The sequence below is a fragment of the Nocardioides sp. NPDC101246 genome, from assembly GCF_044767415.1.
Classification (GTDB): Bacteria; Actinomycetota; Actinomycetes; order Propionibacteriales; family Nocardioidaceae; genus Nocardioides.
The window spans coordinates 54,072-75,202 of record NZ_JBIWNX010000005.1; the positions used below are offsets into that span (position 1 = coordinate 54,072).

General features: G+C 70.3%; 18 protein-coding genes and 1 tRNA gene. 8 read left to right on the forward strand and 11 right to left on the reverse strand.

The annotated features are described in order from the left end of the window. Positions 1-18: 18 nt before the first annotated feature. Both ACIRON_RS10340 and ACIRON_RS10345 read left to right on the forward strand, forming a co-directional pair. The gene (locus ACIRON_RS10340) at positions 19-522 is read left to right on the forward strand and encodes a sigma-70 family RNA polymerase sigma factor (RefSeq protein WP_091041757.1); all 504 of its coding nucleotides are present in this window, start codon (positions 19-21) and stop codon (positions 520-522) included. Continuing rightward, complete coding sequence (locus ACIRON_RS10345; protein WP_402992240.1) at positions 519-1,292, forward strand: anti-sigma factor family protein; 774 nt, start codon at positions 519-521, stop codon at positions 1,290-1,292. Before ACIRON_RS10340 ends, ACIRON_RS10345 begins: the two co-directional genes overlap by 4 nt. Before the next feature lie 12 nt (positions 1,293-1,304). Here the strand turns inward: ACIRON_RS10345 and ACIRON_RS10350 are convergent, their stop codons facing one another. The 3 genes from ACIRON_RS10350 to ACIRON_RS10360 all read right to left on the reverse strand — a co-directional run bounded on the left by ACIRON_RS10350 (position 1,305) and on the right by ACIRON_RS10360 (position 5,628). Beyond that, entirely contained in the window at positions 1,305-2,915 is a 1,611-nt protein-coding gene (locus tag ACIRON_RS10350) for an AMP-binding protein (RefSeq protein WP_402992241.1), read from the reverse strand. A 52-nt stretch (positions 2,916-2,967) separates the two neighbouring features. Then, complete coding sequence (locus ACIRON_RS10355) at positions 2,968-4,551, reverse strand: GMC family oxidoreductase (RefSeq protein ID WP_402992242.1); 1,584 nt, start codon at positions 4,549-4,551, stop codon at positions 2,968-2,970. A gap of 114 nt (positions 4,552-4,665) precedes the next feature. After that, a complete protein-coding gene (locus ACIRON_RS10360; protein WP_402992243.1) occupies positions 4,666-5,628 on the reverse strand; it encodes a tyrosine-type recombinase/integrase in 963 nt (320 codons plus the stop codon). A gap of 100 nt (positions 5,629-5,728) precedes the next feature. On the opposite strand from ACIRON_RS10360, the gene ACIRON_RS10365 reads away from it, so the two are divergent. The 3 genes from ACIRON_RS10365 to ACIRON_RS10375 all read left to right on the forward strand — a co-directional run bounded on the left by ACIRON_RS10365 (position 5,729) and on the right by ACIRON_RS10375 (position 7,980). After that, on the forward strand, positions 5,729-6,823 hold the full coding sequence (locus ACIRON_RS10365; RefSeq protein WP_402992244.1) for a hypothetical protein: 1,095 nt from the start codon (positions 5,729-5,731) through the stop codon (positions 6,821-6,823). A 57-nt stretch (positions 6,824-6,880) separates the two neighbouring features. Continuing rightward, positions 6,881-6,956, forward strand: a tRNA-Gly gene (locus ACIRON_RS10370). Between the two features lie 166 nt (positions 6,957-7,122). After that, positions 7,123-7,980, forward strand: coding sequence for a DnaJ domain-containing protein (locus tag ACIRON_RS10375; protein ID WP_402992245.1), 858 nt, complete (start codon positions 7,123-7,125; stop codon positions 7,978-7,980). Here ACIRON_RS10375 and ACIRON_RS10380 read toward each other — a convergent pair. Beyond that, a complete protein-coding gene (locus ACIRON_RS10380) occupies positions 7,944-8,528 on the reverse strand; it encodes a 2'-5' RNA ligase family protein (RefSeq protein WP_402992246.1) in 585 nt (194 codons plus the stop codon). The genes ACIRON_RS10375 and ACIRON_RS10380 overlap by 37 nt on opposite strands. A gap of 74 nt (positions 8,529-8,602) precedes the next feature. Between ACIRON_RS10380 and ACIRON_RS10385 the strand changes: the two genes are divergently transcribed. Beyond that, a complete protein-coding gene (locus ACIRON_RS10385; protein WP_402992247.1) occupies positions 8,603-9,238 on the forward strand; it encodes a class I SAM-dependent methyltransferase in 636 nt (211 codons plus the stop codon). Here ACIRON_RS10385 and ACIRON_RS10390 read toward each other — a convergent pair. The 3 genes from ACIRON_RS10390 to ACIRON_RS10400 are packed head-to-tail and all read right to left on the reverse strand — an operon-like array spanning position 9,215 to position 12,374. Next, positions 9,215-10,321: a prenyltransferase gene (locus ACIRON_RS10390; protein WP_402992248.1), complete on the reverse strand. Its 1,107-nt coding sequence runs from the start codon at positions 10,319-10,321 to the stop codon at positions 9,215-9,217. The genes ACIRON_RS10385 and ACIRON_RS10390 overlap by 24 nt on opposite strands. A 7-nt stretch (positions 10,322-10,328) precedes the next feature. Further along, on the reverse strand, positions 10,329-11,096 hold the full coding sequence (locus ACIRON_RS10395) for a class I SAM-dependent methyltransferase (RefSeq protein ID WP_402992249.1): 768 nt from the start codon (positions 11,094-11,096) through the stop codon (positions 10,329-10,331). A gap of 3 nt (positions 11,097-11,099) precedes the next feature. Next, positions 11,100-12,374 carry a glycosyltransferase family 4 protein gene (locus ACIRON_RS10400; RefSeq protein ID WP_402992250.1) on the reverse strand — a complete coding sequence of 425 codons (1,275 nt, stop codon included), beginning with the start codon at positions 12,372-12,374 and terminating at the stop codon, positions 11,100-11,102. A gap of 129 nt (positions 12,375-12,503) precedes the next feature. On the opposite strand from ACIRON_RS10400, the gene ACIRON_RS10405 reads away from it, so the two are divergent. Continuing rightward, positions 12,504-13,121, forward strand: coding sequence for a DUF1707 domain-containing protein (locus tag ACIRON_RS10405; RefSeq protein WP_402992251.1), 618 nt, complete (start codon positions 12,504-12,506; stop codon positions 13,119-13,121). Here ACIRON_RS10405 and ACIRON_RS10410 read toward each other — a convergent pair. From ACIRON_RS10410 to ACIRON_RS10425, 4 genes are all read right to left on the reverse strand, one after another. Beyond that, the gene (locus ACIRON_RS10410) at positions 13,118-15,103 is read right to left on the reverse strand and encodes a phosphocholine-specific phospholipase C (RefSeq protein ID WP_402992252.1); all 1,986 of its coding nucleotides are present in this window, start codon (positions 15,101-15,103) and stop codon (positions 13,118-13,120) included. The two genes, ACIRON_RS10405 and ACIRON_RS10410, sit on opposite strands and share 4 nt — an antisense overlap. A 45-nt stretch (positions 15,104-15,148) precedes the next feature. Continuing rightward, entirely contained in the window at positions 15,149-16,699 is a 1,551-nt protein-coding gene (locus ACIRON_RS10415; RefSeq protein ID WP_402992253.1) for an ArnT family glycosyltransferase, read from the reverse strand. 85 nt (positions 16,700-16,784) lie between these two features. Next, positions 16,785-18,098, reverse strand: a complete 1,314-nt coding sequence (locus ACIRON_RS10420; RefSeq protein WP_402992254.1) for a nitrate/nitrite transporter — start codon at positions 18,096-18,098, stop codon at positions 16,785-16,787. A gap of 9 nt (positions 18,099-18,107) precedes the next feature. Further along, positions 18,108-19,733: a hypothetical protein gene (locus tag ACIRON_RS10425; RefSeq protein ID WP_402992255.1), complete on the reverse strand. Its 1,626-nt coding sequence runs from the start codon at positions 19,731-19,733 to the stop codon at positions 18,108-18,110. 146 nt (positions 19,734-19,879) lie between these two features. Here ACIRON_RS10425 and ACIRON_RS10430 point away from each other — a divergent pair, with 146 nt between their 5' ends. After that, entirely contained in the window at positions 19,880-21,055 is a 1,176-nt protein-coding gene (locus ACIRON_RS10430) for a macrolide family glycosyltransferase (RefSeq protein WP_402992256.1), read from the forward strand. Positions 21,056-21,131 lie beyond the last annotated feature (76 nt).

The window sequence follows — 21,131 nt, forward strand, 5'->3', positions numbered from 1 at the left end:
GTGGGTGCGGGAGGTGACATGGGCGCGGAGGACGAGCTGCTCGTAGCGGTGCACGACGCCCACTCGGAGGCGCTCTACCGCTACGTCGTACGCCGCACCGGTGACGCCGAGGAGGCGCGCGACGTGGTGCAGGAGACGCTGTTGCGCGCCTGGCGCCATCCCGAGGTGCTGCAGCGGCCCGACGAGGGCGTGCGCGCCTGGCTGTTCACCACCGCCCGCAACCTCGTCATCGACGACCTGCGCAGCGCACGCCGGAAGCGGGAGTACGCCGCCGAGTCGCCGCCCGAGCAGAGCCGGGCCGACCAGACCCAGGCGGTGCTCGACTCCTGGGTCGTCGCCGACGCGCTGCTCGCCCTCTCCCCCGAGCACCGGGCCGTGGTGGTGGGCGCCTATTACGGCGGCCGGTCGGTCACCGAGCTCGCCCGCGAGCTCGACATCCCGCCCGGCACGGTCAAGTCCCGGCTGCACTACGGTCTGCGAGCCCTGCGTCTCGCCCTGCAAGAGAAGGGGGTCACCTCATGAACGATGAACCGGACGCCTCCGCACACGAGACGTACGCCGACTGGGACGCGTCCTATGTGCTCGGCGCGCTGAGCCCGAGCGACCGGCGGGCCTACGAGCGACACCTGACCGGGTGCAGCATCTGCCGCGGCGCCGTCGCCGAGCTCGCCGGCATGCCCGGGCTGCTCGGCGCCCTCTCCCGCGAGGAGGCCGAGGAGCTGCTCGAGGAGAATGCCGCGGAGGTGGCGACGCCGCCGCTGGCAGAGCTGGCCGGGGCCGTACGCAGGTCGCGGGTCCGTCGCCGGGCCTTCGCTGTCGCGGCCGCGGTCGTCCTGCTCGCGGGCGGTACGGCGATCGGCGGCCTGCTGCTCGGTCGTGACGGCACCCAGCAGCCGGCCGCGGCCCCCTCGTCCTCCGCCACGCCGACGGGTTCTGAGGGTGCGAACGTACGTACCGTCGATCTGCGCCCCGTGGGCAGCGTCGACATGTGGGCCCAGCTCGTCGTCACCCCGACGTCGTGGGGAACCAAGCTCAACTGGAGCTGCCACTACCCGCCTCAGCCCGGGAAGAGCCCGCCGGCCTCGTCGGACTATCAGGGTGAGCCGGTGACGTACGACCTGGTGCTCGTCGGCCGCGACGGGTCGCGCACCGTCGCCGGGTCGTGGACCTGGTCGGGTGGGGAGACGCTCGGGCTGGACGCCTCCTCCGCGGTGCCGATCACCGACGTCGAGCGGGTCGAGATCACCCTCGTCGGCAAGGACACCGCGGTCGCGGCGGCCTCGCTGACCTGACCTCCTGAGCGCCTAGAGTCCGAGCTCGGAGACGGTCTTCTGCCGCATCTCGACCTTGCGGACCTTGCCGGTCACGGTCATCGGGAACTCCTCGACGACCAGGACGTAGCGCGGGATCTTGTAGTGGGCGAGCTTGCCGGTCGCGTACGCCTTCAGGGTCTCGGCCGTCATCGGCTCGGCGCCGGGGCGCAGGCGGACCCACGCGCAGAGCTCTTCGCCGTAGGTCTCGTCGGGGACGCCGATGACCTGGACGTCCTCGATGTCAGGGTGGGCGTAGAGGAACTCCTCGATCTCGCGGGGATAGATGTTCTCGCCGCCGCGGATGACCATGTCCTTGATCCGGCCCACGATGTTGCAGTAGCCGTCGGGGTTCATCACCGCGAGGTCGCCGGTGTGCATCCAGCCCTCCTCGTCGATCGCCGCCCTGGTCTTCTCCTCGTCGGCCCAGTAGCCGAGCATGACCGAGTAGCCGCGGGTCTGGAACTCGCCGGCCTCGCCCCGGGGCAGCACCGCGCCGGTGGTCGGGTCGACGACGCGCACTTCGACGTGCGGGTGCACCCGGCCGACGGTGGCGGTGCGGTGCTCGAGGTCGTCGTCGCGGCGGGTCTGGGTCGAGACCGGGGAGGTCTCGGTCATCCCGTAGGCGATCGAGACCTCGCTCATGTGCATCTCGTTGACGCACCGCTTCATCACCTCGACCGGGCACGGGCTGCCCGCCATGATCCCAGTGCGCAGCGTGCTCAGGTCGAAGCTCGCGAAGTCAGGGTGGTTCTGCATGGCGATGAACATCGTGGGTACGCCGTAGACGGCCGTGCAGCGCTCGTCCTGGACCGCCTCGAGGGTGGCCGCCGGGTCGAAGGCCGGGCCCGGGATGACCATCGTGGCCCCGTGGGTGATGCAGCCGAGGTTGCCCATCACCATCCCGAAGCAGTGGTAGAACGGCACCGGGATCGCCAGCCGGTCGTGCTCGGTGAAGCCGATCGTCTCGGTGGTGAAGTAGCCGTTGTTGAGGATGTTGCGGTGGCTCAGGGTCGCGCCCTTGGGGTAGCCGGTGGTGCCCGAGGTGTACTGGATGTTGATCGGGTCCTCGGGGCTCAGCTCATAGGCGACGTGGTCGCTCAGCCTCTCGCCGGCGCCGGCTTCGAGGAGAGCGGTCCACTCCGGGTCGCCGATGAAGACGGTCTCCTCGAGGTCGGGGCAGTCACCGCGCACCTCGGCCACCATGCTCCGGTAGTCCGATGTCTTGAACGCGGGCGCGGAGACCAGCATCCTGATGCCCGACTGGGTCAAGGCGTACGCCAGCTCGTGGGTGCGGTAGGCCGGGTTGATGTTCACCAGGATCGCGCCGATCTTCGCCGTCGCCACCTGGGTCAGCGTCCACTCCGCGCAGTTGGGCGCCCAGATGCCGACCCGGTCGCCCTTCGCGATCCGGGCCTTGCGAAGCCCGACGGCCAGCGCGTCGACGTCACGGCTCAGCTCGGCGTACGTCCAGCGTCTGCCGGTGCTCGCCTCGACCAGTGCCTCCCGGTCCCCGAAGCTGGCGACGGTGCGGTCGAAGCTCGCGCCGATCGTCTCCTCCAGCAGCGGGGTGGTGGTCTCTCCGGCAGCGTAGGAATCCGTCATGAGACCAGTGTGACCTGAGTCACGGGTGGGTTCCAAGGGTCGGCCGAGGGTGTCAGTCGCTGGTGATGAGCTCCGCGGCGCGCTCGCCGATCAGGATCGCGGGCGCGTTGGTGTGGCCGCGCACGATCCTGGGCATGACCGAGGCGTCGGCGACCCGGAGGCCTTCGACGCCGCGTACGCGCAGCCGGGGGTCGACCACGCTGGCCTCGTCGGTGCCCATCCGGCAGGTGCCGGTCGGGTGGTAGAGCGTGTGCGCGTGACGTGTCAGGACCGCGTCGGCGACCTCCTCTGCGGACGAGTCCACCGGGACATCGGGGCGCAGGAACCTGCCGAGGAACGGCTTGAGCGCGGGCTGGGAGGCGATCTCCAGCGCCACCCGGACGCCCTCGACCATGGCGGCGCGGTCCCTGCCGTCGGGGTCGGAGAGGTAGCGCGGGTCGATGACCGCCTTGGCGGCAGGGTCCTTGGAGGCGAGCGTGACCTGGCCGCGACTGGCCGGGTCGACGAGGATCGGGCCGGCGACGACCGCCTCCCCCACGAACGGCACCAGGCCCTCGTCGAAGAAGCCGACCGGGGCGAAGATCATCTCGATGTCGGGCGCCTCCAGGTCGGGGCGCGAGCGGATGAATCCGTACGCCTCACCCACGTTGGAGGTGAGCATCCCGCGCCTGCGCAGCAGGTAGTTGAGCAGCTGACGCGCCGACTCCGCGGTCGCCAGGGAGCCCTGTTCCACCTCCCAGCCGATGCCGGCGACGAGGTGGTCGGTGAGGTTCTCCCCCACCTCCTTCGCGTCGCGGACGACATCGATGCCGAGTCCGGTCAGCTGCTCGGCAGGTCCGATCCCGGAGAGCATCAGCAGCTGCGGGGTGTTGATCGCGCCGCCGGAGAGGATCACCTCGCGCCGGGCGGTGACGGTCGTCCGCTCTCCGTCGACGACGGCCTCGACCCCGGTCGCGCGGGTGCCGTCGAAGGTCACCCGAGACACCGCCGCGCCGGTCACCACCTTCAGGTTGGCGCGCCTGGCGGCGGGCTTGAGGTAGGCCGCCGCCGTGCTCCACCGGGAGCCACGGCGCTGGGTGACCATGGTCTCGACGTACGCCTCGGGATTGGGGCCGTTGGCCCGTCCGCGCCGGTAACCGGCCTGCTCGGCGGCCTGGAGGAAGGACTCGGTGTAGGGACGAGGGCTCCGTTGCCGCTCGACACGGACCGGACCGCCGGTGCCGTCGAGCGCGGTGGCGTCCTCGACGTCCTCGAGCTTCGCGTACGTCTTCTTGACGGTCTCCCAGCCCCACTCGGGTCCGGCGGCCGCGCCCCACTCCTCGTAGTCGGCCTGAAGGCCCTTGACCCACATCATCGCGTTCATCGAGGACGAGCCGCCGAGCATCCGGCCGCGCGGCCAGTAGATCCGCCGGCCGCCGAGCGCCGGCTGCGGCTCGGTGGTGTAGTCCCAGTCATGCTCGGTCTGGAAGAGCTTCGAGAACGCCGCCGGGATGTGGATGTTCATGCTCTTGTCGCGCGGTCCCGCCTCCAGCAGGGTGACTTGGACGCCCGGGTCCTCGCTGAGGCGTGCCGCGAGCACGGCACCTGATGATCCGGCCCCCACCACCACGTAGTCGCTGGTCAGTTCCTGGCTCATACCGGATCTCCTTCGTCAACGATGACGGGCTTCCGGAAGATTACCGTCGTGAAGGCGGGGTTGGGGAGGGGTTGAGTCGGCACGTCGCGAGCCGGTCTTCGCGGGGACCAGTTCTCAGTCGGCGAGGAAGGCACCCAGGGCGTAGGCGGGGTGGCGGTCGAGGTTGTGGCGGCCGCGGTCGTAGCGGCGGGTGGTGCGGGGGTCGGCGTGGCCGGCGGCGTCCTGGACGTCCTCGAGAGGTACGCCGGCCTCGCGGGCCAGGGTGACGAAGGTGTGGCGGAGGCTGTGCGGGGAGAGCTTGTCGCCGTGCTCGATGCCGGCCGAGGCGCCGAGCCTGCGGATCAGGCGGAAGGCCTCGGAGCGGTGCCAGCGGTTGCCGGTGCTCGTGACGAAGACCGGGCCGTCGGCGCGGGCGTCGAGGTAGGTGTCGAGCGCCTGTGAGGTCGCCGGGTTGAGGACGACGTCGCGCCGGGCGCCGCCCTTGCGGGTGATCGTCAGGATGCGGTGGCCGCGGGAGTGGCTGAGGTCGGCGACATCGGCGCCCAGCGCCTCGGAGATGCGCAGCCCGTCGTGGAGCAGGAGCGTCACCAGCGCGGCGGCGCGGCTGGAGTGCTCGCGGGCGGCGGCGAGGAACGCGCGCGCCTCTCCCCTGTCCATGCCCAGGGTCTGGGAGTCGTTGCTCGTCTTGGGGCGCTTGATGTGCGCGGCCGGCGAGGCGCTCAGGACCTCCTCCGCCACGCCGTAGCGGTAGAAGCCCGCGATCGCCGAGAGTCGTCGGGCGATCGTCGCCGAGCTCCGCCGTGTCTCCAGATGGCGGGCGTAGCCGTCGACCATCGCCCGGTTGGCGGCGAGCGGGTCGATCTCCAGGGCGGCGCACCAACCGAACCAGTCGGCGAGGTCTCGGCCGTACGCCGCGCGGGTGTGGCCCGCGTAGGAGAGCAGGAACCTTCGGGCGAGAGCCTCGGCACGTTTTTCGCGGGGCAGGTCTCCGAGGTCGTCGAGGAAGAGCTCTCTGACGGATTCCGTCACGGCGAGGTCTGTGGAGGGGGTCTGCTGACGGTGCTCGGGCGCGCTCACGCCACACATCATAATGCCGGTTATGTTGTGTTCGGCATCGGGATCTCATTTGTACGGCATTAAGTATTCGTTCCGTCTTTCGTCACGCTATGCTGACGTAATGACGGAAACGATTGCTGCCGACGAGAAGCTCTGCCGCTTCCCCGGCTGTCCGATGACCGCGGCGGCCTCGGAGAGCGGAAGCGGCCGGCCGCCGGAGTACTGCGACGATCCGGCCCACAACCGAGCCGCGGCCTGGCGCGAGCGGAAGCGCCTGCAGCGGCTCGCCGAGACGCGGGATCCCGGCGAGACCGCTCGACCCGTGCAGGCAGCTCAGCAGCGGGCCGCGGAGATCACCACCCAGCTGACCCAGCTCGCCGACAGGTTCCTCGACCAGCTCCCGAAGGCACTGGAGGAGCTGCGTACGCTCGGCGACCTGACCGCTGCCGAGGCCCAGATCGCCACGGTGCAGAGCGAGGCCCAGGAGCAGATCGCCGCCGCGAGCGCGCGTGCCGTGCGCGCCGAGCATGCGCAGCGGACGGCGGAGGCGGAGCGCGACGAGGCGGACGCAGCTGCCGCGGAGGCGTTGGAGGAGTCCGAGCGCTCGGCCGAGATCCTGCGGGAGGCGCTGTCAGCCACGACCGCGGCCGAAGAGTCCCGTCAGGCCGAGCAGGCGGCGCGGGAGAGAGCGGAGTCGGACGCGGCAGCCGCGGCACAGACCGCCTCTGCTGCGATCGCCGCCCTCGAGAAGCGCGTCGAGGAGACGACCGCCGCGCGAGATGCCCTGGCCGAGAAGCTCGAGAAGCTGCAGTCCGAGCACGCCTCGGCCGTGCAGCGCCGACGGAGCGAGACCGCGCGCGCCGACCACGCCGGGAAGGCCACGGCGCGGCTGCAGGAGCAGCTGATCGCGGAGAAGAAGGCGGCCGGGAAGGCGGCGGTGAGTGCGGAGGCGACGATCTCCGGGCTGCGTACGCAGCGCGACACCGCCCGTGAGCAGATCGACGCCCTGCGGGAGCAGGTGGCCGACCTCCGCGGGAGCGAGGCGGCAGCGAAGGCGGACCGCGATGCCACCCGCGCCGAGCTGGACCGTGAGCGCGCGCATGCGCGCGAGCGGCTCGAAGATCTGCGGGCGGCGCACCAGGCCCAGGTCGCCCAGCTGGTGGAACAGATCGAGCGGCGTACGGCATCAGCCGATGTCCCCGACGATGGTGCGTGACACGCGGGGCCCCAGTTGGAGGAGAACGGACCACATCCGCTACTGTTCTTCTCGCAAGCGGACGTAGCTCAGTTGGTAGAGCGCAACCTTGCCAAGGTTGAGGTCGCGAGTTCGAGCCTCGTCGTCCGCTCCACTCGAGGGCCGCCCAGTCGGGCGGCCCTCAATCAATTTCCCGTGGCGAAACCAGCATCTCGCCGCGACTGCTCTAGGATTTCACTGCTCTGGGATTTACGGCACCAGGTGTGGATGAGCCTGGGGGCGAGGCCGACAACCGAAGGACTGTGCGTGGGGGGCGTTGAGTGAGCGGTAAGTTCATCGACGCCTATGCCGTGCTCGAGATCCCTTCGGACGCGGACGACGCGGCTGTCCGAGCTCGCCATCGCGAGCTCGCCAAGCAGTTCCACCCCGACCGTGGCGGCCGCGCTGCCGACGGCGAGCTGATGATGCGCATCAACCGGGCGCGCGACGTGCTGCTCGACCCGGTCGCCAGGGCCACTCTCGACGAGGAGCTCGCCCGTCGCCGCCGTAAGGCCGCTGCCTCGGCAGCCGCGGGGAAGGCGCCCTCGGATGCTTCGCCTGCTACTCCGCCACTCAGCCGCGACCGGCGCTGGCGAGCGGAGTGGGGCGCAACCACTCCTCGGCCCGCCCCGCCGGCCGGCAGCAGCTCGCCGGCCCCGGTGCCGCCACCCGCTCGAGTTCGCCCGTCGGCCAGCCGGCTTCGCCAGTCCACGCGGCAGGCTCGAGCGGCGAACGCCGCGCTCTCATCGCGACAGCGGACCCCGGCACCGAAACCCGCTCGCACGGTGACCGAGCCGCCGCCTCCCCAGCCAGCCGCCCCGCAGCCCGCGAACCCTCAGCCGGTGGCTTCACAGCCGGCTCCCCCGCAGCAGAAGACCGCGCCGTCGGCCGACAAGCCGGCCAACGCCTGGTCGCTCTACTCCGTGCCGCTCGACGCGGTCTCGGTCGCATCGCTCCTCGCCAGCGTGCTGATGTGCGGCCCGCTCGGCTTCATCCTCGGCATCATCGGCCTGGCCCGCACCGCCGACGACAAGCGACGGGGCCGCTGGGCCGCGGTCGCCGGCATCGCCATCAGCAGCCTGACGATGTTGGTCGCCATCGGCTACGTGATGCAGGCGATCTCCGCACCGGGGCCCTGACGCGGGTCATCCCTCGAGGGTGCGCCCAGCGGCCACTCGGCGATGGTGCGGCAGCCGTGGTTCGCGTACCACTGCAGGCTGACCCGGTCCGCGTGACATCGCGCGGGGAGGAACGGCGTCAGGGACGTACGTGTCGAGCCGAGGTCCACTCCCCCGGCGATGTGGTCGACGGTCAGGTGCGGCACCGGCTCGAAGAGCCCGGCATAGGGCGGGCACTGCGGAAACGCCTCGCTCAGCTCGGCGGTCAGGGCCGCGAAGGGCTCCGCGGGCTCAGGAGCCAGATAGATCGTGCCGCCTGCGAAGACACGCACCTCCTCGAGCCGGAAGTCGAAAGCAGCGGCCGAGGCCGCGATCTTCCCGACCCGCTCCAGGTCGTCCGTCGTGGGCGAGGCCAGGAAGGGCGCGAGCAGTGTGATGTGCGCGTGCACGAACGCCGGGTCCGCGGAGACGAACGAGTCGTCATAGTGGCGCGTCCGCTCCAGGACGTACGCCTCCAGCTCGGGCACCGGGACCACGAGCACCGAGTGTCCGGCCGAGGTTCTGCTCATGGCGGGATTCTCCCCGTGCCCCAGGTTCATGACCACTCGACGCGGACCGCTCGCCACTCGGCTAAGGTGCCCGGGTGTCTACGCCTGAGATGCCCGCCGACCTGCTCAAGCACGCTCTCGACGCCACGGGGTTCATGCCTCCCGAGGAGGGCCTCGCTCTGTTCGAGTACGCCGTGGAGCGGCTGCCCCACGGGCCGGCCGTCGAGATCGGCACCTACTGCGGGAAGTCGTCGGTCTATCTCGGCGCCGCGGCGAAGCTGACCGGCGGCACGGTGTTCACCGTCGACCATCACCACGGCAGCGAGGAGAACCAGGCGGGCTGGGAGCACCACGACACCACGCTCGTCGACGAGCGCTCCGGGCGCCTGGACACGCTGCCGACCTTCCGGCGCACGATCGAGCAGGCCGACCTCGAGCACGAGGTGGTCGCGGTCATCGGCGCCTCCACGACGGTGAGCCGGTGGTGGACGACACCGGTCTCGTTCCTCTTCATCGACGGCGGCCACGGCGTCGAGCCGGCGCAGCTCGACTACCGCGGCTGGGCACCGAAGGTCATGCCCGGCGGTCTCCTGCTGGTCCACGACGTCTTCCCCGACCCGGCCGGGGGCGGACGGCCCCCGTATGAGGAGATCTACCTCCCCGCGCTCGCCTCGAAGCAGTTCGAGGAGATCGACGCGGTCGGCTCGCTACGCGTGCTGCGACGCCTCTGAGGTCTCACAGCCACACTCCAGCGCCAGCTCCTCGAACGGAGCGGCGAGGGAGGTGCCACGCATGATCCCCGAGCCCGGGGTGGAGCCGCCGTAGCGCTCCCCCAGGGCGTCGGCGGCCAGGATGACGGCGGCGGCGGTGAAGGTGGAGTGCTCCTCGGGCCAGTAGGCGTTGGGGTTGGGGTTGGGGTACTCGGGCGACTCATAGACCCAGCCGGTCCAGTAGCCACCGTCGTCGGCACGCAGGTGCTGCATGTCCTTCACGAGCCCCAGAGCCCGGCGGTGGTCGCCGATGTTGTCGAGAGCCATCGCCAGCTCGCAGGTCTCCGCGCCGGTCACCCACGGGTTGGTGTCGACGCAGAGCGCGCCGAGGCCGGGGCGTACGAAATGGTCCCAGCGCGACTCGATCAGATCGTGCCCGGCGGCACCGACGACGGCACCGCCGAGGACCGGGTAGTACCAGTCCATCGAGTGGTGGGACTTGTCCTCGAACGAGTCACGGTGGTGGCGAAGGGCGTGACCGAGCCGGCCGCCGACGATCTCCCACTCCGGCTGCGGGTCGTCCATCAGGTCGGCCAGGGCGACCCCGGCACGCAGCGACTGGTAGATCGAGGACGAGCCGGTGAGCAGGGCGAACGGGTCGCGCGGGGTCCAGGCGATCCCGCCGAAGGGCAGCTGCAGCCCGACCACGAAGTCGAGTCCGGCGCGCACCGAGGGCCACAGACGCTCCACGAACGCCCGGTCCCGACGGATCAGCCAGTGGTGCCAGAGCCCGACCGCGAAGTAGGCCGACATGTTCGACTCGCCGATCGTCTCCACCGGCGAGCCGGCGACGATCTTCATCGGCCAGGACCCGTCGCCGTTCTGCAGGGACGGGATCCAGTCGTACGCGGCCTCGGCCTGCTCCACCAGGCCACCGACGAGCAGGCCCATGGCCGCCTCGACGTGGTTCCAGATGTCGGTGTGCTGACCCGGGACCCACGGGATCGCGCCCGACGCCTCCTGGGCGCGGGCGATCGACCCGGCCGTGGCGACGATCTGGGCAGGGGTCAGCACCCCGTCGACGTACGGGATCTCGACTCTCATCCGCGAATCAGGCAGCCGAGGTCGGGTCGGAGGCGATCGGGCCAGGCTTGCGGAAGTAGAGCACCATGCTCTTGCCGATCATCGGGTCGAGGACCTTCCCGGCCAGGCGCAGCGGCAGCGGGTTCTTCATGATCTCCCAGACCAGGACCTGGTGGTACGCCTTCACGAGGACGTTCTTGTCGTTGTCGACACCGACGGCCGACTTCAGCCACCAGTAGGGCGCGTGCAGACCGTGGGCGTAGGACTTGCCCTCGAAGATCATCGCCTCGCCGGGGGTGCCGTCGTTGGGCCGGCCGGCCTTGGTGACCTTGTCGATGAGCTCGTGGTCGGTGTAGATCCGGATGTGGCCGCCGGTCGTGTTGTGGTAGTCCTCGGAGAGCTTCCAGTTGACGACCTCGGGCAGCCAGCGCGGCACCGAGATGGCGAGGGTGCCACCGGGACGCAGCACCCGGACGAGCTCCTTGATGGCGTCGACGTCGCGGTGGATGTGCTCGAGCACCTCGGCGGCGACGATCCGGTCGAACTCGCCGTCGGCGAAGGGCAGCGACAGCGCGTCGCCTTCCTTGGTCTCCGCGTTCGCACCCTCGGGGACCTCCTCACGCATCGCGAAGAACCAGTCGCTGACCTTGGCCAGCTCCTCGGCGTCCTGGTCGAACGCGATCACGTCGGCGCCGCGGCGGTACATCTCGAAGGCGTGCCGGCCACCGCCGGCACCCATGTCGAGCACGCGCTCCCCGGGCTGAAGGCCAAGGCGGTCGAAGTCAACGGTGAGCACGGCTCACTTCCTTTCATTTCGTTGGTCGAGCTTGTCGAGACCGAACTCGTCGATGGACTGCTGGTAGATCGCCGTCATCCGCTCGGCGACGGCGTGCCAGGAGAAGTGCTCCTCGACCCGGGCGCGCCCGGCGGCCGAGTAGCGGGCCCGGCGCTCGGGGTCGTCGAGCAGTGCCGCGATCGCCTGCTCGAGCTCCTCGGTCTCACCTGGGGTGACCTGCTTCGCGCACAGGTCGTCGGGGCCGACGACCTCGGGGATCGCGCCGGCACGGGAGACGACGAGCGGGGTGCCGCAGGCCATCAGCTCGGCGGTGGGCAGCGAGAACCCCTCGTAGAGCGAAGGCACGCAGGCGATCTCCGCGGAGCCCATCAGCTCGACGAGCTCGGCGTCGGAGATGCCGTTGACGAAACGTACGTGGTCCTTGATCGCGAGCTTCTCGATGAGCTGCTCGGTCGGACCACCCTTCTTCGGCTTGGAGACGAGGACCAGCTCGAGGTCACGTTCGGTACGCAGCTTGGCGAAGGCCTCGAGCAGGAAGGCGATGCCCTTCAGCGGGGCGTCGGCGCTGGCCATGGCCAGGATCCGGCCCTCGACGCGGGGCGTGGTCGGCGGCACGAACTCCTCCGGCACGCCGAGGTGCACGGTCTGCACCCGCTCGGAGGGGACGCCGAAGTCGGTGAGGATGTCGCGCTTGGAGTTGTCCGAGGGCGTGATCACACGCCGCAGCTGGGAGGCGACCTTCGCCTGCATCTTCACGAACGAGTACCAGCGCCAGACGCCGAACTTCTTCTTCCAGCCTGCAGCAGCCTCCAGCTCGATGCGTCGGTCGAAGGAGATCGGGTGGTGGATCGTGGTCACCAGCGGCAGGCCGAGCTCGGGCTCGATGCTCAGCAGCGGTGTGGCCAGCGTCTGGTTGTCGTGGACGATGTCGAAGTCGTCGGTCCGCCCCTTCAGCACTTTCAGGGCGCGCTTGGCGAAGGTCAGCGGCTCGGGGAAGGCGCCGGTGCGCATCCGGGCCCACTCCTCGACGTCGATCAGGTCGCGGAGCTCGGAGAGCTTCGGGTTGCCGAACGGGTTCGGCTCCTCGTAGAGCCCCAGGCTCGGCACCTTGGTGAGGGTCACGCCCTCCCCCACGAGGTCGAGCTCGGGATAGGGCTGGCCGGAGAAGACCTCGACCGTGTGCCCGAGCTTGGCGAGCTCCCGACTCAGATGGCGGATATAGACGCCTTGACCGCCGACGTGCGGCTTGCTGCGATACGACAGCAGAGCGATCCGCATCCGCCACCTCCCTCAAACCTAGGCAGAGCAAAACTAGAACGTGTTCTATACTAGCAGGTAGCCAGCGCGAGTCACTCTAATGCAGGCGCTTCGACAGACGGTGTCGGGCTTGGCGTCTAGGCTGGTGGTGTGGACGGTTTCTGGACCCGGTTCCGTCTCGACCCGAGACAGGCCGACAATGCACGCATCCGCGCCTCCGATGCCGATCGGGAGGTGGTGCGCACCGTTCTCGCCGATGCCTTCGCCGACGGCCGGCTCACCCGCGAGGAGCACGATGAGCGGGTCGGGACCCTCCTGGAGGCTCGTACGCTCGGGGAGCTGCCCGGGCTGGTGGACGATCTGGGGATCGTCGAGCCCGCTCCCGGGGAGCCCGGAGCGAACCTGCCCGAGACCCTCGGCTTCCGCGAGCAGGGTGCGGCTGCCTACCGCAAGGAGCTGCAGGAGGCATTCGCCACCTTCTTGATGGTCAGCCTCATCACCTGGGGAATCTGGCTGTTCACCTCCGCCCCCGACGGGCATCCGTGGCCGATCTACCCGATGCTCTTCCTGGTCGTCAACCTGGTCGGCACCGGCGTACGCCGCGAGGCGATCGTCCAGCGCGAGGTGAACCGCCTGGAGAAGAAGGCCGCCAAGAAGGCAGCCAAGAAGGCGGCGAAGGCCGAGATCGAGGCAGCCCCCGAGACAGCTGCCCCGATCCTCGACCCGCCGGCCCAGTCCGAGAAGGACCGGCCCGGCGATCCCTCCTAGCCGCCCAGCTGCGGGTCGCTCACGGAGGGACGTCCGTTCTCCAGGTGGCCGGCGAACCCGCGTGCCCAGGTGGTGCCCGGGAGCGTGAGGGTCAGGTCGTACCAGCCTCCGGTCGCGCGGGTGTCCAGGTGGCGGGAGTGGATCGGACCGGGGTACGCACTGGCGATCTCGGCCTTGCGCGGCGCGGCCACGGTGAGTCGGTGCGAGCGGCCCTCACGACGGAGGTTGGCGGGCACGGGGTCGGCGCCCGCGGTGCCGGCGTAGGAACGGAAGAACCCGTTGGGCCCGTGCAGGTGGATCTCGTAGTCGCCGCTGACAGGCCAGCGCACCGAGAGCGTGTCGCCGGCACCGACCGTGTAGCTGTGCGGAGCGCCCTCCGGGGCGAGCAGCCGAGCCTGGAAGTGGGCGCCGACGCTGCCGGTGTTGCGGATCTCGAGCGCGACCTCGCCGCCGGCGGCGGTCTCGATCACCTCGAGCTGGTAGGGCGCCGGACGAGCCGGACGGGTGCCGCGCTCCTGGGTCGGCATCGTCCCGGTCGCCGGGGTCTCCGGCGAGTAGGACGGGTGCCGCTCGCGGTCGGCCGGCTCCCACCCGCTCGTGTCCGGCAGCGTCGGCGGCTCGGAGGTGCGCGCGAAGTCGAACGCCGAGGTCAGGTCACCGCACACGGCACGACGCCAGGGCGTGATGTTGGGCTCGGCGACACCGAAGCGCTTCTCCATGAACCGCAGGATCGAGGTGTGGTCGAAGGTCTCCGAGGCGACGTATCCACCCACGCTCCACGGGGAGACGACGAACATCGGCACCCGCGGGCCCAGACCGTAGTGGCCGTCGCCGTGCGAGCCTGTGTAGAGCTCGTGCTCGGTCGAGACGGTCGACTCCCCCGGCACCAGCGGACTGTTGATGTGCGGCGGCACCAGGTGGTCGAAGAAGCCGTCGTTCTCGTCGTAGGTGATGAACAGCGCGGTCTTCGCCCACACCTCGGGGTCGGCGGTGAGCGCGTCCAGGATCTTGGAGATGTACCAGGCGCCGTAGTTCGTCGGCCAGTTCGAGTGTTCGGAGAACGCCTCCGGCGCCGCGATCCAGCTGACCGAGGGCAGGTTGCCGGCCTCGACGTCGGCGCGGAGGATCTCGAAGTAGTCCTGGCCGTCGACCGCGCGGGTGCCGGTGCGGGCCTTCTCGAAGAGCGGGTCGCCGGGCCGGGCGTCCTGGAACCGGTTGAAGTAGAGCAGCGAGTTGTCGCCGTAGTTGCCGATGTAGGCGTCCTGGGTCCAGCCCCACCAGTTGCCGTTCTCGGCGTCGAGGCCGGTGCCCTCGTCCTGGTAGACCTTCCAGCTCACCCCGGCGGCCTCGAGCCGCTCGGCGTAGGTGGTCCAGTCGTAGCCGGCCTCGTCGTTGTAGAGCACGGGCCCGCCGCCCTTGCCGTCGTTGCCGGTCCAGCCCGACAGCATGTAGTAGCGGTTGGGATCGGTGTTGCCGATGAACGAGCAGTAGTAGGCGTCGCACACCGTGAACGCGTCGGCCAGCGCGAAGTGGAAGGCGGCATCCTGCCGTTGGAGGTACGCCATCGTGGTGGTGCCCTTGGCCGGCACCCACTGGTCGTAGCGGCCGCCGTTGATCGCCTGCTGGCCGTCGGTCCAGCTGTGCGGGAGTCCCTCGAGGAAGGCGGCGCCCAGGTCGTCGACCTCGGGGTGGAACGGGAGCAGCGTGCTGTCCCCGTTCGGCTGGTGCCACACCGGGTTGCCCGACGGCAGGATCGCCGGGTGCGGGTCGCCGAAGCCGCGTACGCCGCGCAGCGTACCCAGGTAGTGCTCGAAGCTGCGGTTCTCCTGCATCAGGACGACCACGTGCTCGATGTCGCGGATCGTTCCGGTCCTGCGGGCGGCGGGGATGGAGGCGGCGCGCGCGATGCTCTGGTCGAGCATGGTCAGCGCGGCCGCGCCGCCGGCGAGGCCCAGGAACCTACGACGATCGATGTCAACCACAAGAGCTCCTTGATGGTGGTGGGGGTGAGCGGCCACCATCGCGGCTCAGATGTTCGCCGCGGCAACAGGTGACTGGTCGCCAGATGACCGGCCGGCGAAGATTTCGCCGTCCGGCCGCAGCCGGCGGCGCAGCTGCGCGGTGACGTACGCGGCGACCACGAACATCACCAGGTCGGCCGCGATCAGCGCGATCAGCCAGGAGGCGTCGGCCGGGCCGTCGATCCGCTGCTGGATGTGGAGGTGGGCGACCATCGCCGAGACGATGAACCCGACGCCGGCGTAGAGGGTGATGCGCAGGTCGGCTCGCTCCTCGTCGACCCCGTCCACCCAGTGCCGGCCGACCCGCAGGATCGCGAGCGAGGTCAGTGCTGCGATCACCGGCAGGAACGGCACCGCGTAGCGGGCGTGGATCCAGCCGCCACCGGCATGGAACGAGGCCAGGTTCACGATGATGATCACGCAGTAGATCCCCATCAGCGCCCGTACCGCCACCTCCAGCCGGCGCTCGAGGACGGTCGGCTCCGGACCGGGGATCACGACACGGCGCATCACCCCGTCCGGCCTCGGCCGGGCCTTCGCGTTGACGTCGAGCACCATGCCGGTGACTGTGAGGGCCAGCGTGGCCACGGCGGCGAGGATCCAGATCTTTGGGATCACGTCGTCTGCCCACAGCGAGCCGTAGAGGTGCAGGTAGAGCTCCGGGTTGACCAGCTGGAAGAGCGTGTCGCCGTGGGTCTGGCGGGAGAACTTCTCGAAGAGCGCCGCGGAGGCGGTCGGGTCGCCGTAGAGCACGATGTTGCGTACGTAGAACCAGCCGATCACCACCACCGGCGCCAGCCCGATCCGGATCGCCAGGACCACACCCCGGCGGAACGTACGCAGCGTCGGGTCGCGCAGCCACAGCGCGGCCAGCACGCACGCGCCCAGCACGAGCACCGCCACCAGGCCGGTCGAGCGGAAGCTGGCCGCCGCGACGCCGGCGACGGTCGCCCAGATCAGCCGGTCCCGGGTGACGCCCTCGCGGACCATCCGGAAGCCGAGCAGCAGGGTCAGCGAGGCGGCGACCGTGCCCCAGCCGTCGTTGTAGATCGCACCGCCGTCGTAGGTCACCGCACCGCAGCCGAGCACCATCGCGGCGGAGAGCACCGGCACGACGCGGCGACGTGGCACCAGCTCACGCGCGAGCAGGCCCACGAGGATGATGCTCAGCGCGTAGCCGAGCGCGTTGAGCAGCCTCATCCCGAGGAGCGTCACTCCGACGTTGCCGACGGCGTCGCCGAGCCAGACCAGCGGCAGACTCATCACGTAGAACAGCGGCGGGTGGTTGGCGACCCAGATGTCACGGCGGGGCTCGTCGAGGCCGAAGAGCGCCTCGGCGAACTGGGGGTAGCGCACCGGGTCGGCCGGGGTGTTCGTGTCGATCGTGGGCAGCACGCCCTGGGACAGGACGATGGCGTAGGCCGCGTGCTGCTTCTCGTCGGCCTTCAGCAGCGGCGGCATCCCGATCGCGTACTGCGCACTCATCGCGAAGCCGAGCACCCCGAGCAGGAGCAGGCATACGGCCACCTGGGACAGCGAGCGCGAGGGCGTGGGCACCTCGGCAAGCTAGTGGGCCCAGATGCCCATCAGCCGCCGTCGTGGTTGGCGCTCAGGTGACGAGTGGGCGAAAACTCGTCGCCTCCTACAGGGCCGCGCCTCGGTCGGCGACCATCGAGGAACCGGAGGCGACCTGCTCCCTGGTCGTACGCCGCCGCACGTCGCGCCGGTGACGCCAGATCTGCACCACGCCGAGACCCCAGAACAGGTACTGCACCGACATCGCCCAGTGGAACGCCTCCGGGGTGTAGGAGGTCGAGGCCCCCGGCGTACGCCAGTCGAGGATCCAGCCGACCAGCACGATCACGAGCAGCGCGGCGACGAAGCCGCCCTGGTTGATGATCCCGCTGGCGCTCGCCATCCGCGCGGGCGGGTTGCTGGTGCGGCCGACGTCGAAGCCGATCATCGAGGCGGGTCCGCCGAAGCCGACCACGGCCATCAGGAGCAGCAGCACCGGCAGCGGCGCCTCGCCCGGCCAGACGAGCACGAGCGTCCACACCGACACCATGGCGGCGATCATCGCCAGCGCCACCGTCGAGCGGTGCCACGGGTGGCGCCCGGCGAGGACGCCCATCACCGGACCCGCGGCCAGGGCTGCGATGACAGTGACCGAGAGCAGCGTGCCGGCGAGGGTGTCGGAGAGACCTTCGGAAGTCACCAGGAACGGGAAGCCCCACAGCAGCCCCATCAGGTGGGAGCTGAACGGGGTGGAGAAGTGGATCCAGAAGCCGAGTCGGGTGCCCGGCTGGTACCAGGACGCCATCAGGCTCCGGCCGAGCTCGCGCGGCTTGAGGGTGGTGCCTCGGCGGTGTCGGTCACCGGGTCCGTCGTGGACGAAGAGGCGCAGCAGCACGAGAAGGACCGGGCCGATCAACGCAGCGGTGAGATAGGCCCGGGTCCAGCCGAGATGACCGAGCGCCCAGGTCATCGGGACCGCTGCCGCGATCGCGCCCAGCTGCCCGACGGTGCCGGTCAGCTGGCTGACCAGCGGCACCTTCCGGGCCGGGAACCACGACGGGACCAGGCGCAGCACGCAGATGAACGTCATCGCGTCGCCCATCCCCACGAACGTACGAGCGAGCAGGGCCAGCGGGTAGGAGTCCGCGAATGCGAACCCGGCCTGGGCGAGCGCGAGGATGAGCGCGCCCGCGGAGAGGACCGTACGCGACCCGAACCGGTCGACCAGCAGGCCGACCGGCACCTGCATGAGGGCGTAGACGAGCAGCTGCAGCATGACGAAGGTCGCCAGCTGTCCGGCGCCGATCCCGAAGCGCTCGGTCGCCACCAGACCGGCCACCGCGAGGCTGCTGCGGTGGAAGACGGCCAAGCCGTAGACCGCGAGGGCGATGCCCCACACGAACCATGCTCGTGTTGTCTGCTGGGGATCGTGCTCGTTCACATAGTGAGGCTACTTTGCCTGGAGGCCCGTCGAGGTACGCGCGTCCTGTCGTGGACGCGCGATCTCGGTCACAGGAGCGGCGAGAGTGCGGGGAGTGTCGAACGTGCCGGGCCGCATCCGCCGCCGCAGCTCGGTGGCGACGTACGCGGCGACCGCGAACATCACCAGGTCGGCGGCCACCAGGGCGACGAGCGCGAAGGTGCTGGTGACAGGCCCGTCGACGTACTGCTCGGTGTCGAGGTGGCACACCAGGCCGACGACCATGAAGGCCAGCGAGACACCCAGGCCGATGCGCAGGTCGCGCGCCTCGTCGAGCGCGGTGGCGCCGGTGCGGGAGCCGGTCGGGACGCGTAGCGGCAGGAGCCGCCCCAGGCGCAGTGCGGCGATCCCGGCGCCGGCGGCGAGGAACGGCAGGAACGGCACCGCGTAGCGGGCGTGGATCCAGCCACCGCCGGCGATGAACCCGGCGACGTTGACCAGGATGAGCAGGCAGTAGCCGCCCAGGAGCGCCCAGATGGCCAGGTCCTGGCGGTGCTGCATCGAGCTCTGCGGAGCGAGGTGGATGCGCCGCAGGACTCCCGTACGGCGCGGGTTGGCCTTCGCAGCGGCATCGAGCACGAGGCCGACCAGGGTGAGGGTGAGCACGACGACGGCCGCCTGGCTCCAGTGGTTGCCGATGTTGCCGTCGGTCCACAGGCTGCCGAGGAGATGGCCGTAGAACTCGGGATTCACCAGCTGGAACAGGGTGGTGCCGTTGGGCTCGCGCCCGAACTTCTCGAAGAGCGAGCTCGACGCGGTCGGGTCGCCGTAGATCTGGATGTTGCGCACGTAGAACCAGCCGAACACGACCACCGGCGCCATGCCGATGCAGGCCGCGATCCCGACGGCGCGCCAGAACGTGCCGCGCAGGAACGTACGCAGCGACGGCTCCCGCAGCCACATGGCCACCAGCACGCACGCACCGAGGAAGAGGACCGCGACGAGGCCCGTCGAGCGGAACCCGGCGGCCGCGACACCGACCGCGGCTGCGGCGATCAGGCGCTCGCGCGTCACTCCCCGGCGGATCATCCGGAACCCGAGGTAGAGCGTGGTGAAGGCCGCCGCCGAGGACCAGCCGTCGTTGTAGATCCCGCCGCCCACGAAGGTCATCGCCCCGCAGCCGATGCACATCGCCGAGGCGATCACCGGCACCACCGGCCGTCGTGGCACCAGCTCGCGCGCCAGCAGGCCGACCATGATCGTGGTCAGGGCGAAGCCGAGCGCGTTGAGCAGCCGCATCCCGAGCAGCGTGAGGCCCGGCGATCCGACGGCGTCGCCGAGCCAGACCAGGGGCAGGCTCATCGCGTAGAACAGCGGCGGGTGGTTGGCGACCCAGATGTCGCGGTGGGCCTCGTCGGCCCCGAAGAGGCTCTCGGCCAGCTGCGGGTAGCGAGCCGGGTCGTCGGGGATGTCGGTGTCGATCGTCGGCAGCGTCCCCTGGGACAGCGCCACCGCGTACGCCGTGTGAGCCCGCTCGTCGGCCTTGAACAGGGCCGGCATCGCGATCGCCACCTGGGCGCTCATCGCGAAGCCGAGCACACCCAGCAGCAGGACGCAGATCGTGGATTGGGACATCGAGACCCGTGGAACAGTCACGTCCGCGACGCTAACCGGCGAACCTGACGAGACACGCGGGCCACGGCTCACAGACGGTGAACAGGGCGCGACCGGCAGGTGAGCGAACGTTGACGCAAAACTCGGTCGCGTCGGCCCCTGGCGGGCCGATAGCGTCCGGAGGTGTCATGACTACTTCACCGCCGCACCACATCGCCATGGTCGCCTCACCCGCGATCAGCCATCTGCTACCGAGCCTCGAGCTGATCAAGGAGCTGGTCGCGCGCGGCCACCGGGTCACGTACGCCACCCACGAGTCGATGTCCGACGCGATCAAGCCGACCGGCGCCGAGCTGGTTCCGGTGCCGACGGTGCTGCCGGTCGAGGACCGGCTCTGGCCCGAGGACCCGGTCGCCGGGATGGGCATCTTCCTCGACGACGCCATCGGAGTGCTCCCGCACCTGGAGTCGTTCTACTCAGCCGAGCCGGCCGATCTCTACCTCTACGACATCGGCGGCTATGCCGCCCGCGCCCTCGCGGAGAAGCAGCAGCGCCCGTTCGTGCAGCTCTCGCCGACCTTCGTCGCCTGGGACGGGTACGCCGAAGAGGTCGGCACCCAGGTGCGCCAGCTGCCCGGCTACGACGGCTACCTGGACCGGTTCGGGGCCTGGCTCGCCGACGCCGGGGCGAGCACTCGCGACCCGGAGACGTTCGCCGGGGCACCGAAGCGGGCCCTCGCCCTCATCCCGCGGGCGATGCAGCCCAACGCCGACAAGGTCGACGAGGAGGTCGTCACCTTCGTCGGACCGTGCTTCGCGCTCGACTCCGAGGAGACCTGGACCCGACCCGCCGACGCCGAACACGTCCTGCTGGTCTCCCTCGGCTCGGCCTACACCGCCGGCGCGGACTTCTTCCGCGCCTGCATCGAGGCGTACGCCGCCCTTCCGGGCTGGCACGTCGTGATGTCGATCGGCACCCAGCTCGAGCCGGCCGACCTCGGCGACCTACCCGGCAACGTCGAGGTCCACTCGTGGCTGCCCCAGCGCGCCGTCCTCGCCCAGGCCGACGCGTTCGTCACCCACGCCGGGATGGGCGGAAGCAGCGAGGGTCTGATGGCCGGCGTCCCCATGGTCGCGGTCCCGCAGGCGGTCGACCAGTTCATGAACGCCGACCGGCTCGTAGAGCTCGGCGTCGCCCGGCGGATCGACGCCGAGGACGTCACGGCCGCTGCGCTGCGTACGTCGCTGGAGGAGCTGCTCGCCGACCCGGAACGTGCCGCGCGGTCCGCTCAGCTGCGTGCTGACACGCTCGCCGAGGGTGGCACCCGCCGGGCTGCTGATCTGATCGAGGCCATGCTCTCGTAGGTCGATCGGCGGAAGGTGTCGCGAAACGACTGCTTCGTCGCCAGCGCGCTCGCTTCGCTCGCGCGCAGCTCCTCGT